This is a genomic window from Halobacterium rubrum (assembly GCF_021729015.1).
Classification (GTDB): domain Archaea; phylum Halobacteriota; class Halobacteria; order Halobacteriales; family Halobacteriaceae; genus Halobacterium; species Halobacterium rubrum.
This window is the reverse complement of sequence record NZ_JAJQQZ010000001.1, coordinates 697120-709556: the sequence shown is the minus strand read 5'-3', so window position 1 is coordinate 709556 and position 12437 is coordinate 697120. Positions and strand designations below refer to the sequence as shown.

The window sequence follows — 12437 nt, the reverse complement described above, 5'->3', positions numbered from 1 at the left end:
ACAGACGGCGGACGCCCGCGAGTAAAGGCGTTGTGCCCGGCCGTCGGCGCTACTGGCGCGCTGGCGGCCCCGGCTCAGACCGCGCCGATGTCCAGCAAGCGAGCGGCGTGGTCGCGTTTCGCCAGCAGGACCTCCGAGAGCGTCGGCGGGTTGTCCACGTCGAGGTCCTCGAGGAGGTCGGCGGGCACCGCGAGTGTTCGCTCTGGGACGTTCTCCTGGCCGTCTACCGCGAGGTGTGCCGCCCCGAGTTTCATCACGAGGGGAAGGTCCGTTCGCGACAGTCCGTCGTCCGTTGCGTACAGCTGTTCGTTGACCCGCTCGTGCTGGGACTGGTTCATCGCAGCCCGGTCGGTGTCGGCGGGTTCGACGTACAGCCGTCCGAGGTAGTAGCCGCTGGAGAACGCCTCGAACATGCGTGTCATCCTCTACCGTGCTCACTGATAAGTTCGTCGGCGAACGTTTAAGCCGTACCGCATTTCCACCGAGCAGACACCCTTTTCAGCGCTGACCGCCAACCAGTTCGTAGCATGGACTCCGGGGCACTGCTGGACTTGCTCGGCAACGAGAACCGCCGACGCATCCTCCGGCTGCTCGCGCGCAAGCCCTGTTACGTCACGGAGATCTCCGAGTACATCGGCGTGAGTCCGAAGGCCGTCATCGACCACCTCCGCCAGCTGGAGGAGGCCGGCCTCGTCGAGTCTCGGGTGGACGACCAGCGCCGGAAGTACTTCCACATCTCCGAGAACCTCCGGCTGGAGGTCCAGCTGTCGCCGTTCGACTTCGGCGCGAAGTCCGCGTACCCGGCCAGCGCCGACCTCGACCTGACGCGGTGCCAGTACGTCTCGGTGCGCATCGAGGAGCGCTCGACCGACGACGACGTCGGCGAGCTCGCCGCGAAACTCGACGAACTCAAAGACCTGGAGCGGGAGCTGTCGCTGGCCCAGCGCTGGGTGCAGGGCCGGCTGGCCGACGTCCAGACGGAGCTGGCTGACACCATCGGCGAGGGCCCCGACCGGCTGTACGCCGACGTGCTCGCGGCGCTCGCGGACGGCGTCGGGACGCCGGCGGCCGTCGCCGACCGACTGGACGCCCCCGAGCCGCTCGTGGAGGGCGTCCTGGAGACGCTCGCCGAGCGGGACGTGGTCGTCGAGCAGTCGGGCGGCGAGTACGCCATCGCGGAGTAGCAACCTTTTCCTCCAGCGACGCGGTACTCCTGCGTATGACAGCAGACGCAGGGGACCGCGTGCGCGTCACTCGCGGCGACCGGACCCACGAGGGCGTGTTGTTGCCGTCGACGTCGCCCGACCACCTCGTCGTCAAACTCGACTCGGGGTACAACGTGGGCGTCGAGGACGAGAACGCCGACGTGGAGGTCCTCGAGGCGGGCGTGGTCGACGTGGAGGCCGATAGCGGTGACGAGTCGACGGAGTCCGCCGTCGAGTTCGACGACGACCTGCCGACCGTCGCGCTCATCTCCACCGGTGGCACCATCGCGTCGACGGTCGACTACCGGACGGGCGCAGTCACGGCGCGCTTCGACGCCGAGGACGTGCTTCGGGCCGTCCCGGACCTCGCCGGCCGCGCGAACTACCGGGGCCGGGTCGTCGCGAACATCCTCTCGGAGAACATGGAGCCGTCCATCTGGCGGGACCTCGCCGAGGCCGTCCGCGAGGAGATCGAGGCCGGCGCCGACGGCGTGGTCGTGATGCACGGCACCGACACGATGCAGTTCTCCGCGAGCGCGCTCTCGTTCATGCTCGACACGCCGGTCCCGGTCGTGTTCACGGGCAGCCAGCGGTCAGCCGACCGGCCGTCCTCGGACAACGTCATGAACGCGGTCTGCGCCGTCGAGGCCGCCAAGAGCGACGCCGCCGAGGTGCTGGTCTGCATGCACGCCTCCGAGAGCGACGACCGGTGTGCGCTCCACCGCGGCACCCGGGTGCGGAAGAACCACACGAGCCGCCGCGACGCCTTCGAGACGGTGGGCGCGGAGCCGCTGGGGTACGTCGACTACGACGCCGCCAGCGAGGACGCGACCGCCGACGCCCGTGGCGTCTCCTTCGATGGCGAGTACGCCGAGCGCGGCGGCAGCGACCTCGCCCTCCAGCCCGACCTCGAGCCGGACGTGGAGCTGGTGAAGTTCACGCCCGGGATGGACGAGGCGTTCTTCGCGGCCTGTGAGGGCAAGGACGGCGTCGTCGTCGAGGGCACCGGGCTCGGGCACGTCCACACGGACTTCGTCGAGACCATCGGCGGCCTCGTCGACGACGGGACGACGGTCGCGATGACGAGCCAGTGTCTCGAGGGCCGGGTCTGCGACCGCGTCTACGACACGGGCCGCGACCTGCTCGACGCCGGCGTCGTCGAGGCCGGCGACACGCTCCCGGGGACGGCGAAGGTGAAGCTGATGTGGGCGCTCGCGAACGCCGACGACCCCGAGGCGGCGATGGGCGAGTCGCTGGCGGGCGAGCTGACCGAGCAGTCCCGGCCGTGGACATGAGCGTGGAGATCACCGTCCGGCAGGCGGAACTGGACGACTACGAGGACGTGGCGGCGTTCACAAGCGACACGTGGTCCGACCGCCGCGACGACGGCGACTACATCCCGCGCGTCTTCGAGGACTGGGTCGAGAGCGACGGCCCCCGCCAGCGCACGTTCGTCGCCGACACGGGCGACGACATCGCCGGCATCGTCCAGCTCGTCCGGCTCTCGGAGCACGAGGCGTGGGCGCAGGGGATGCGCGCGAACCCCGACTACCGGGGGTCCGGCGTCGGCCTGCGGCTCGTCCACGCCGGCTTCGACTGGGCGCGCGAGCGGGGCGCGACGGTCGCCCGGAACATGGTGTTCTCGTGGAACGTGATGGGGCTCGGGCACTCGCGGGCCGCCGGGTTCGCGCCCGCGACCGAGTTCCGGTGGGTCCACCCGACGCCGGACGCGAGCGCCGACCCCGGCCGGCAGGTCACGGACGACGTGAACGCGGCGTGGCGGTACTGGCAGGACAGCCACGCCCGGAACGAACTCCGGGGGCTGGCGCTGCACACCGAGGAGTCGTGGGCGCTGGCCGAGCTCACCCGCGGGCGGCTGGCGGCGGCTCGCGACGAGCGAGACGGCCTGCTCGTCGTGCAGGACGACACGTCCGGCACCGAGGGGTTCACGTTCCGCACGCGGACGTACGACCGCGAGGACGAGGACGGCGTCGAACAGACGTGGGCCGAGTACGGCGTCGCCGGCTGGACCGACCGGGACGCCGCCGAGGACCTCCTGGCGGCCGTCGCCCGGGACGCCGCGAGCGTCGACGCCGACCGCACGCGCGTCCTGATTCCCGAGGACGTCGGGATGGTCAGCGACGTCGCCGTGACCCGGACCGAGATCGGCGACGAGCCGGACTTCGTGATGGCCGCCGACCTCACCAGCGACTACCGCGGGTAGCGTCGACGGCCCGCCGCCGGCCAGTCGTCCGGAGCGGTCACTGCCAAACGTTTTGCCACGAGCCCCGGTACACTGGAGGAGATGGAACTGCCACGGGACCTGCCGCGCGGACCAAACGACCTCACCAGACGCCAGCGACTCCTCCTGGTGTTCCTCGCCGGTATCACCTCGCTCGTGCTCGTCTACACGGGCGTCTACTACTGGGGGATGGCGGCGCTGGAGGGGCGTCCGCGGACGCCGTTCCAGGCCCTGAACACGGTCATCGAGACACTGACGACGACGGGGTTCGGCGCCGACTCGCCGTGGGACACCCCGTGGATGAACCTCTTCGTGGCGTTCATGCAGGTCTCCGGGGTCGTGATGGGGTTCGTGACGCTGCGCGTGCTCGTCATCCCGCTGTTCGAGCGCACGCCGCTGAACCTCGACGACCGGCTGACGCCGAAGCACGACCACGTCGTGCTCGCGGAGTACCGCCGCGACACGGAGGTCCTGCTGGACGAACTGGAGGTGCTCGGCGTCGACTACGTGCTCGTGGAGAGCGACGAAGATGAGGCAGTCCGGCTCTCCGACGACGGCTATCAGGCCATCAACGGCGACCCGGAGACTCGGGAGGACCTCGACCGCGCGTCCATCGGGAAGGCGTCAGTGCTCATCACGGACAGCGGCGGGGAGACCGCGAGCGTCGTGTTGACCGCGCTCGAGGCGAACGAGGACCTCCGCGTGGTGAGCTTCACGGAGTCGACGCGGCGGAAGACGGCGCTCGCGGAGGTCGGCGTCGACCGGAGCGTGGCGCCGCACGCGCTCATCGGCCAGCGGCTCGCGGAGAAGGCGACGACGCCAGTGTCGGTCCCGGGGGACGCCGACGAGGACGTCGCCATCCGCGAGATTCTGGTGCGCCGCGGGAGTCCGCTGCACGGCGTGCTCGTCGGCGAGTCGCCGCTGGCCGAACACCCGGAGCTGACGCTGGTCGCGGGCTGGTTCGACGGCGAACTCAGGGTGCCGCCGTCGCCCGACGACCGGCTGACGCCGAACACCGTCCTCGTGGTCGCGGGCCCGGAGTCCGAAATCGAGGCGGCCGCCAGCGAGGTCGCGGGAGTCCGGCGGCCCCACGGTCGCCCGCACTCGCAGGTCGTCGTCGCCGGGCTGGGGGAGGGTGGGCGGGCGGCCGTCGACGCCCTGCCCGAGGACGCCGACGTGACCACTGTCGACCAGGCGGCCGACAGCGGGGCGGACGTGGTCGGGGACGTCACCGAACCCGAGGTGCTGGAGGCAGCCGACATCGGGGAGGCGACCGCGCTCGTCGTCACCGTCGACGACGACGCGACCACGCTGCTGACGGTCGCGATGGCGCGCTCGCTGTCCGACGGCGTCGAGATTCTCGTGCGGGTCACGGACGAGGAGAAGGCGTCGCCGGCGTTCCGGGCGGGCGCCGACTACGTGCTGTCCGTCCAGCGCGTCAGCGCGCGGCTGGTCGCCAGCGAGGTCCACGGCGAGCGCGTGATGGACCCCGTCTCGCAGATCCGGCTCGTTCGCGCGGACGGAGAGCGGTTCGCCGGTCGGCGCGTGGAGGGTTGCGGGAACCCGGACGCCGGCTGGACGGTCGTCGGCGTCGCACGGGACGACGAGGTGTTGACCGACGAGGGGACGACCGTCGAGGCCGACGACGAGGTGTTCGTCGCGGGCAGCGACCACGCGATGCAGGACTTCGAACGGACGGGGGAGTGACTGTCAGCGGCCGAGCCACCAGAGGCGGTCTGCAACCGCCGGCTCAATCGCCGTCGAGGTAGTCGGTGACGCCGGGGTAGTCGGCGATGACGCCGTCGACGCCAGCCTCCCGACACCGCTGGGCCGCCTGCCACGTCTCGACCGTCCAGACGTTCACGTCGAGGCCGGCGGCGTGTGCGCGCTCCACGAGGTCGGCGTCCGCGGCGTCGACCGGCGGGTGGATGGCGTCGCAGTCGAACTCGCTGGCGCGGGCGAGTCCCGTCTCGCCGTCGAGGCAGAGCGCCGCGCGCGGGACGTCGGGTGCGGTCTCCGAGGCGGCCGCCAGCGCGCCGTCGAAGAAGGAGGAGAACACCACGGGCGCGTCGGCGTCGGCGAGCACCTCGGCGACGCGCCCGACGAACGGCCGCCACCGGCTCGCTCCGGGGCCCTCGGCCCCGATTTCGGTCACAGAGCCGGGCGACTTCAGTTCGACGTGGAAGACGGTGTCGGGCGGCACGGCCTCCGTGACTGCCGCGAGCGTGGGCACGCCCTCGCCGGACCCGAGCACGTCGGCATCGGCGAGCGCATCAGGACTGGCGTCCCAGACGAACCCCGACAGGTCGGTGCAGCCGCGGGCGTCGCCGCCGCTGCCGAGACGGTGGTCGTGGAAGACGACGGGGGTGCCGTCGCTCGCGGGCTGGACGTCCACCTCGACGCCGTCCGCCCTGTCGACGGCCGCCTCGACCGCAGCGAGCGTGTTCTCGGGGGCGACGCCCGCGAACCCCCGGTGGGCGAGCTCGCGCATCAGCCGCCGCTGACCGGCGGGAACATCGCCAGCTCGTCGCCCGGCTGGAGGGAGGTGTCGAGGCCGTCACCGCCCGCGTCGACGTTCTCGCCGTTCACGAGGACGTTGACGTGCGAGTGCAGGCTGCCGTCGTCGGCGAGCACGCGCTCCCCGAGCGCCGGCCGGTCCTCGACGAGCGCGTCCACGGCGTCCCGCAGGGTCGCGTCCTCCGCGGGCACGTCGACGGCGACCCGGTCGTCTCCCGCCACGTCCGAGAGGTCTGCGAACAGCTGCCACTCCATGTGCTCTCCTCGTCGGTCGCCCGGCATATGTGCTACGGGGCGTCGGCGTCGTCCGCCGGCGTCGAGTCGGCGCCCGGCGGCGCCGCACCCGCGGCCTCCAGCCGCCGGGCGGCCTCCGGGCTGGCGAGCGCGTAGACGGCGTCGCCGGCAACGAGCGCGCGGCTGGCGTCCGGGATTGCTTCGACGCGCCCGTTCGACCGGACGGCCACGACCGCCCCCGGTGCGTCCGCGACCGTCGCGCCGTCGAGGTCGCTGCCGGCCGCGACGTCCACGACCGACATCGTCTCGTCGGCGCCGCGCAACACCGCCGCGAACTCGTGGTCGGCGCCCGGCTCCCGAGGGAGCGTCGCCAGCCGGAACTCGCCGCCCGCGACCACTTCGGCGTCCGCCTCGTCGACGGCGAGTGTGACGTCGTCCCCGTGGACGGCCCGGACTTCGGCCGTCGCCACCCTCCCCGGGGCGTCGTCGTCGTCGTCGTCGTTCCCGTCGCCGGTCGCCCACACCTGCACGAGGTCGCCCGTGCTCGCCGCGTTCGGCGGGTCGGCGTGCACGGCGACGGCAGCGGTTCCGGGCGGCAGCGTCGGGCCGATTCCCGCAACCCGGCGGCCGAGCCCGAGGTGCGTGACCGTACCGTCGGCGTCCAGCTCCACGTCGACGTACCCGACCTCGTAGTCGTCTTTCAGGCGCGCTGCGACGCGGTCCTCGAGTTGCTCGACGGTGAGCCGCCGCGGGAACACGAGCGTCTTCCCGGCGAGGTCGCGTTTCACGTCGTCGGCGACCGGGTCGTAGCCGTCGATGTCCGCGACGTCCTCGGGGAGGTCGACGGCGATGGCGCGACCCACGGCCTGCACGAAGTCGCCGACGTCGCTGGCGAGTTCGCGGGCGCCGCTGGCCGCCAGCACCTGCACGCCGATGCGGTCCCCGAACCGCACAGCGGGCACGACGAGCACGCCGGCGACCGCGAAGGCGGCGAGGTTGAACACCACCGCCAGCGGTTCGAGGGCACCCGTCGCGCCGGATATCGCCTGTCCGAGCGCCACCCGGGTGTTGAGGTACAGCGTGACGACGGTGGCGTCCACGAGCAACGCGACGCCGAACGCGACGCGCTGCCGGAAGAACCACCGGAACCCGGCCGCGAGCACGGCGACGACGAGCGCGGCGGCGACGACGAGACCACCGACTTCCGCCAGCGACGCCACCGGGACGGCGTCGCCGACGGCGAGCGCGGGCGGCGCGGTCACGACGCCACCTCCGCGAACTGGTCGAGGTCGCTCCGCGAGCCGGCGACGAACAGCTCCTGGCCGCCGGTCAGCCTCGCCGCAGCGTCGGGCGCCACGCGCCAGCCGCCGCCGGCGTCGTCATCCCGGATAGCGAGCACCGCCACGCCGTACTCGTCCCGGACGCCCGCCGGCGAGGCCGCCACGCCGAGCGAGTCGCCCTCGCCGAGTGTGACGCGGCGGACGCGCCGGCCCGCCCGCCGCAGCACGCCGAGGAGTTCGTACTCGCGGCCGGTGCTGCGGGACTGCACGACCACCGGCGCGCCCCCGGTCGCGAGCAGGCGCTCGGCGTCCGCTCGCGACACTGCGACGGTCACCCGGCCGTCGCCGCCCGTAGTCGTCGGCGCCGCTGCCTGCACGGGCTGGTCGGCCGCATCGACCCCCTCGTCGTCGCCGTCGTCATCACCACTGGACGAGGCTGCTGTCGCGACCGACTGCGGGGCGCCCGCAGAGCCGCCTGAGCGGGCCGACACCACCGTCCCCTCGACGCCGCCGTCGCCCGCGGTCAGGACCGCGACCTCGTCGCCGCGCGCCACGCCGGTCGGCACGAGCGTCTCGACGGACACCGCGCGCTTCCCCGGCGGCGTGCGCTTCGAGACGCCGGCAGCCGGTGGCGCTGCCGCCACCGTCGCCCGCCCGCGCTCGTCGACGGACACCGAGACGTCCTGGAGGTCGAACTCCGACCGCAGCCGGTCGGCCACCCGCTCCTCGAGCGCCGACAGCCGGAGGTCGCCGGGGAACTCCCACGCCACCGACCGGAGTTCCGCGCGCAGCGGCTCCGACAGCGGCGGGTAGCCGTCAACGTCCCGGACGCCGCCGACCACCCGGACCGTGACGCGGCTGGTGCCGCCGACGAGGTCGACGACGTCCGCGCTGAGCGTGCGCTCCCGGAGCGTCCGGAGCGTGATGCGCCGCGGCAGGTCCGCGCCGAGCCGGTCGCCGACGGCGTGCGTGTACAGCGTCAGCATCGTCACCACCAGCAGCGCCACCACGAGCGTCGCGGCGTTCGCGGCGCCGGTGATGCTCGGGTCGGCGAACGCCAGCAGCCCACCGTTCACGCCGGCGAGCGCCACACCGAGCACGACGACACCGAACGCGGGCACCGTCAGGCCGACGACGTACCGGAACAGGAACCCCAGCCCGAACGCCACCAGCGCCGGCACGACGCCGGCCAGCAGCCCGAGGTAGATGCCGTGCAGGACCTGCACGGGGAGCGCAGTCATGGCTCGCACCGACTCGGCCCGCCGTCAAAATCCTACCGCTGCCGGAACGCGAATCGCGTCACTCCACCGGGGCGTCGCCGGCCTTATTACCGGCGGCGTCCGGCGTAGGAGTATGGACGTGCCGGGTGTCGAACGCGTGACGGGGCGGGTGGCCGTGGCGCTGACGCTGGCGGTCGCCGGGCTCTCCGTCGCCACCGGCGTCCTCGGCATCGTCGACCCGACCGCGGGCTTCGGCCCGATAGCGCAGTACGTCCCGCCCGCCATCAGCCAGACGGCGGGGTTCACGGGCGCGCTCACCGGGTTCCTGATGGCGATGAGCGCGTTCGGGCTGCGTCGCGGGCTGCGCGTCGCGTGGTACTCGACGCTCGTCCTCCTGCCGGTCACCGTCGCGCAGGGACTGGTGCAGGCGACGCCGTACTCGGTGCCGCTGGTCGTGCTGTCGGCGGCGGCGTTCCCCGTGCTCGCCGTCGCTCGCGCCCGGTTCGACGAACACGTGACGCTGTCGACCAGCCAGCTCGCCGCCGCCGGCGCGCTGTTCGGCGTGCTCACGTACGGCACCATCGGGACGTACGCGCTCCGCGGCGACGACGGGTTCCAGTCCGTGTCGACGATGCTCGACGCCTTCTACTACACGCTCGTCACGGCCAGCACCGTCGGGTACGGCGACATCACGCCGACGACACAGGAGGCCCGGCTGTTCTCGCTGTCCGTGCTCGTGCTCGGCACGGCGAGTTTCGCCATCGCGCTGACCGCCCTGCTCGGCCCCGCCCTCGAAGCCCGGTTCGCGAGCGCCCTCGGACGCATGACACAGAGCGACCTCGAGTCCCTCGACGGCCACGTGGTCGTCGCGGGCTACGGCGACCTCACGGAACCGATTCTGACCGAACTCGACCACAGCAACCGGCAGTACCTCGTGGTGACCAACGACGACCACAGCGTCGCGGAGCTGCGGGAGCGCGACCTCCACGTACTCGTCGCGGACCCCGCCGACGACGAGGCGCTGACGCGGGCGGGCGTCGACCGCGCTCGCGCCGTCGTCGCGGCGACCAACAACGATGGCGAGGACGCCCTCGTCGTGCTCACCGTCCGCGAGAACCACCAGGACGTCCGCGTCGTCGCGGCCGCCACCGAACAGGAGAACGAGGCGAAACTCCGGCGCGCCGGCGCGGACACCGTCATCAGCCCCGCAGTCATCGGTGGCCGACTCATCGCCCGGTCCGCGCTCGGCGACGAGGACGCCGAACGGGAGGCCCAGGGCGTCTTCGAGGACACGGCGGACCCGTAGCGCCTGCCGCTACGCGGTGTGGACGACGGCGACGTCGGTTTCGAGGCCGGCGACGCGCTCGTAGGTCGGCCGGGAGAAGAACTTCGACGCCGCCGACCGGTCCGTGCTCGCGCCCAGCATCACGAGGTCGTAGTGGGCGTCGTTCCGCTCGACGAACGACTCCACGGACGACCGCGACACCCGGGTCTCGCAGCGCGCCTCCATCGTCTCCGTGAGGTTCGCGAGCGTCGACTCCGCTCGCCGCCGGTCGCGCTCGGAGTCGACACACGAGCAGACGCTGACCGACCCGCTCCGGCCGGCGAGCCGTTCGGCGTAGTCCAGCATCGCGTGTGCGACGTTCGACGCCGACCGCACGGGCACCATGATGCGCTTCCACTCCGTGCGGTCGCTGGCCGACCGGAGCGCCACCACGTCGATGGCCGACCCGAACAGCGTCCCGAGGAACGGCGACAGTCCGCCACCGCCGTCGCCGGCCTCGAACGGCGTGACGACGAGGTCGCAGTTCGCCTCGTCGGCCGTCGCCAGCACCGTGCCCGCGTGGTCGCCGTCCGCCACCGCGACCACGACCTCACAGCGCACGCCGACTTTGGTCTCGATGCGGGCGGCCTGCGTCTCCAGCCGGCGGGCCGAGGCGTCGGCGGCATCCTGCTCGGCCGACGACTCGGCGTTCTCGACGTACTCCGCGGTCGCGCCGTCGCTCCGAATGGACTCGCGCTCGGCGGCCGCGACGTCCTCGTCGTCGACGACGTCCAGCAGGACGACCTTGCCGGCGTCGTGGGCGGCCGCGATTCGGGCGCCGAACATCGCCGCCTTCGGGGCGTCGTCGCCCCGCATCGGGACGACGACGTGGTCGTCGGCCTCCGTGGTGTGGTAGAGGTAGCGGGCGCGCTCCTCGTAGATCTCGCTGCGCCACGCGACGAACACGACGGCCACCAGCGACGACGACAGCGCGACGCCGCCGACGTACGCCAGCCCCGCGCCGCCCGTGAACAGGACGAGCAGCGCCGTCGAGAACGCCGTCGGGAGTTCGAGACCGAGCACCCACGTTGCCCCGCCGGTCGCCAGCACCGCGAGCGCCGCCGCCCCCGCGTCCACGCCGACGGCGCTCGGCGGGACACCGTAGACCACGGTAGCGAGGAACTCGACGGCGCCCCACCCGCAGAGCGCGCCGACAGTCAGTCCCCCGACGAACGTCCGTGGCTCCGAGTACTGCCCCTCCGGGTCCGAGAACAGCGTGTACGTCCCCGACGCCAGCGGCGGGAACAGCAGGAACGACACCGCTCCCACGGTGTTCGCCAGCAGCGTCACCAGCCCGACCAGCAGCGGCACGAACAGCAGCACGGAGACGTGCAGGAGGTTGGTCGTCGTCTCCAGCCACCGGCGGAACTCGCGGAGTTCCCGGCGCTCGACGCGGGCGATGCGCCGCCGAGCGGCCGCGAGCCGCTTCCGGAGTCCGGAGAGCACGTTCAGCGAGTCGACGGCGGCCAGTATTGTGTGTTTCGGCTCTGCTCGCTCTCTCTGGCGGACTGGCGGCCGAGCGTCCTGCCCGGCGCCCACTGAGACGCTGGTCCTGACGCTTCCCCGCGTGAGTGCCGCCGCGGCGCCACCCGAGACGGGAGTGTGAGAGACGAGCTGCGCCGTCACTCCTCGCGTTCCCACTCCTCGGGGTCGCCCTCGCGGAACTCGCCTTTCGCGTGGCGCTCTCTCGGCCAGAACGCGACCACGAGCAGCACCGCGTAGTACGCGCCGACCGCTGTGACGACCACCTCCCCCGGGATGCGTTCGATTGCGGCGGCCGCCAGCCAGCCGCCGGGAGGGGAGAAGGCCGCGAGGCGGAACACCCACGCGACGAGCAGGACGCCGAGCAGCGCGAGGTACATCCGCCGGAGGCGGTTCGCGAGCGCCTCCAGGAAAGGGACCTTCAGCGTCGGCCGGCGGAAGTCCCTGCTCAGGTCAGCACGCCAGTCGCGCTCCTCGACGCCCTCCGAGGGGTCGACCGCGGTCGCGAAGAGGTTCTCCTGGAGCAGCCGGACTCGCGACCGGAAGACGTCGTAGTGCCGGTAGCGCCGCGCCTCGACCCAGAGGAAGATGGTGAGGACGACGACGCCGACGAGCAGGACGTAGTGCGGGTTGTCGGAGGTGGAGAACGCCCACGTCAGGATGGCTGCGAGCACCGTGACCGCCCACGTCGTGGTCTGGTCGAGGCGCTGGCGCCACGTCCCCACGCGGTCGATCTCGCCGCGGTACGCGTGAGCCAGCACCGACCCGAGTCCCGAGCTGTCGTCGGCCATCTCGCGGCCGACTTGGCGTTCGTCGGCGCCCGCCGAGTCGAACTCCTCGTGGTCGTGGTCGCCCGCCTCGTCGTCGGGCCCGTTCATAGCCCGGACAGACGGCTCCGGGCTCCATAAGCGGGGACGGTGGGAGAACGAGACG

12 protein-coding genes are annotated in these 12437 nt (G+C 72.5%); 5 read left to right on the top strand and 7 right to left on the bottom strand.

All coding sequences use genetic code 11. The features are described from left to right. Nucleotides 1–74 precede the first annotated feature (74 nt). Nucleotides 75–413, bottom strand: a complete 339-nt coding sequence (locus LT971_RS03830; RefSeq protein WP_237006250.1) for a DUF5802 family protein — start codon at nt 411–413, stop codon at nt 75–77. Between the two features lie 114 nt (nt 414–527). Here LT971_RS03830 and LT971_RS03825 point away from each other — a divergent pair, with 114 nt between their 5' ends. The 4 genes from LT971_RS03825 (at nt 528) to LT971_RS03810 (ending at nt 5154) form a co-directional block, all read left to right on the top strand. Next, nucleotides 528–1184, top strand: a complete 657-nt coding sequence (locus tag LT971_RS03825) for an ArsR/SmtB family transcription factor (RefSeq protein ID WP_237005526.1) — start codon at nt 528–530, stop codon at nt 1182–1184. A 35-nt stretch (nt 1185–1219) separates the two neighbouring features. Continuing rightward, nucleotides 1220–2500, top strand: coding sequence for a Glu-tRNA(Gln) amidotransferase subunit GatD (gatD, locus tag LT971_RS03820; protein WP_237005525.1), 1281 nt, complete (start codon nt 1220–1222; stop codon nt 2498–2500). After that, nucleotides 2497–3429, top strand: coding sequence for a GNAT family N-acetyltransferase (locus tag LT971_RS03815; protein ID WP_237005524.1), 933 nt, complete (start codon nt 2497–2499; stop codon nt 3427–3429). The genes gatD and LT971_RS03815 overlap by 4 nt, the downstream gene beginning before the upstream one ends. Before the next feature lie 81 nt (nt 3430–3510). Beyond that, entirely contained in the window at nt 3511–5154 is a 1644-nt protein-coding gene (locus tag LT971_RS03810) for a potassium channel family protein (RefSeq protein WP_237005523.1), read from the top strand. 43 nt (nt 5155–5197) lie between these two features. On the opposite strand, the gene LT971_RS03805 is transcribed toward LT971_RS03810, so the two are convergent. The 4 genes from LT971_RS03805 to LT971_RS03790 are packed head-to-tail and all read right to left on the bottom strand — an operon-like array spanning nt 5198 to nt 8719. Further along, complete coding sequence (locus tag LT971_RS03805; RefSeq protein WP_237005522.1) at nt 5198–5938, bottom strand: glycerophosphodiester phosphodiesterase; 741 nt, start codon at nt 5936–5938, stop codon at nt 5198–5200. Continuing rightward, nucleotides 5938–6219, bottom strand: a complete 282-nt coding sequence (locus LT971_RS03800) for a ubiquitin-like small modifier protein 1 (protein WP_237005521.1) — start codon at nt 6217–6219, stop codon at nt 5938–5940. Before LT971_RS03800 ends, LT971_RS03805 begins: the two co-directional genes overlap by 1 nt. Nucleotides 6220–6251: 32 nt before the next feature. After that, nucleotides 6252–7460: a DUF8167 domain-containing protein gene (locus LT971_RS03795; protein WP_237005520.1), complete on the bottom strand. Its 1209-nt coding sequence runs from the start codon at nt 7458–7460 to the stop codon at nt 6252–6254. Beyond that, entirely contained in the window at nt 7457–8719 is a 1263-nt protein-coding gene (locus LT971_RS03790; protein WP_237005519.1) for a DUF8167 domain-containing protein, read from the bottom strand. The genes LT971_RS03795 and LT971_RS03790 overlap by 4 nt, the downstream gene beginning before the upstream one ends. Nucleotides 8720–8831: 112 nt before the next feature. On the opposite strand from LT971_RS03790, the gene LT971_RS03785 reads away from it, so the two are divergent. Then, nucleotides 8832–10004, top strand: coding sequence for an NAD-binding protein (locus LT971_RS03785; RefSeq protein WP_237005518.1), 1173 nt, complete (start codon nt 8832–8834; stop codon nt 10002–10004). Between the two features lie 9 nt (nt 10005–10013). Here LT971_RS03785 and LT971_RS03780 read toward each other — a convergent pair whose 3' ends face one another. Both LT971_RS03780 and LT971_RS03775 read right to left on the bottom strand, forming a co-directional pair. Beyond that, entirely contained in the window at nt 10014–11468 is a 1455-nt protein-coding gene (locus LT971_RS03780) for a universal stress protein (protein WP_237005517.1), read from the bottom strand. Nucleotides 11469–11644: 176 nt separating this feature from the next. Next, on the bottom strand, nt 11645–12382 hold the full coding sequence (locus LT971_RS03775) for a DUF2270 domain-containing protein (RefSeq protein ID WP_237005516.1): 738 nt from the start codon (nt 12380–12382) through the stop codon (nt 11645–11647). Nucleotides 12383–12437 lie beyond the last annotated feature (55 nt).

Excerpts from the sequence above, each read along its gene's own strand:
- LT971_RS03815 (WP_237005524.1), top strand. The coding sequence starts at position 2,497 with ATGAGCGTGGAGATCACCGTCCGGCAGGCGGAACTGGACGACTACGAG.
- LT971_RS03825 (WP_237005526.1), top strand. The coding sequence starts at position 528 with ATGGACTCCGGGGCACTGCTGGACTTGCTCGGCAACGAGAACCGCCGA.
- gatD (WP_237005525.1), top strand. The coding sequence starts at position 1,220 with ATGACAGCAGACGCAGGGGACCGCGTGCGCGTCACTCGCGGCGACCGG.
- LT971_RS03775 (WP_237005516.1), bottom strand. The coding sequence starts at position 12,382 with ATGAACGGGCCCGACGACGAGGCGGGCGACCACGACCACGAGGAGTTC.
- LT971_RS03800 (WP_237005521.1), bottom strand. The coding sequence starts at position 6,219 with ATGGAGTGGCAGCTGTTCGCAGACCTCTCGGACGTGGCGGGAGACGAC.
- LT971_RS03790 (WP_237005519.1), bottom strand. The coding sequence starts at position 8,719 with ATGACTGCGCTCCCCGTGCAGGTCCTGCACGGCATCTACCTCGGGCTG.
- LT971_RS03805 (WP_237005522.1), bottom strand. The coding sequence starts at position 5,938 with ATGCGCGAGCTCGCCCACCGGGGGTTCGCGGGCGTCGCCCCCGAGAAC.
- LT971_RS03810 (WP_237005523.1), top strand. The coding sequence starts at position 3,511 with ATGGAACTGCCACGGGACCTGCCGCGCGGACCAAACGACCTCACCAGA.
- LT971_RS03830 (WP_237006250.1), bottom strand. The coding sequence starts at position 413 with ATGTTCGAGGCGTTCTCCAGCGGCTACTACCTCGGACGGCTGTACGTC.
- LT971_RS03785 (WP_237005518.1), top strand. The coding sequence starts at position 8,832 with ATGGACGTGCCGGGTGTCGAACGCGTGACGGGGCGGGTGGCCGTGGCG.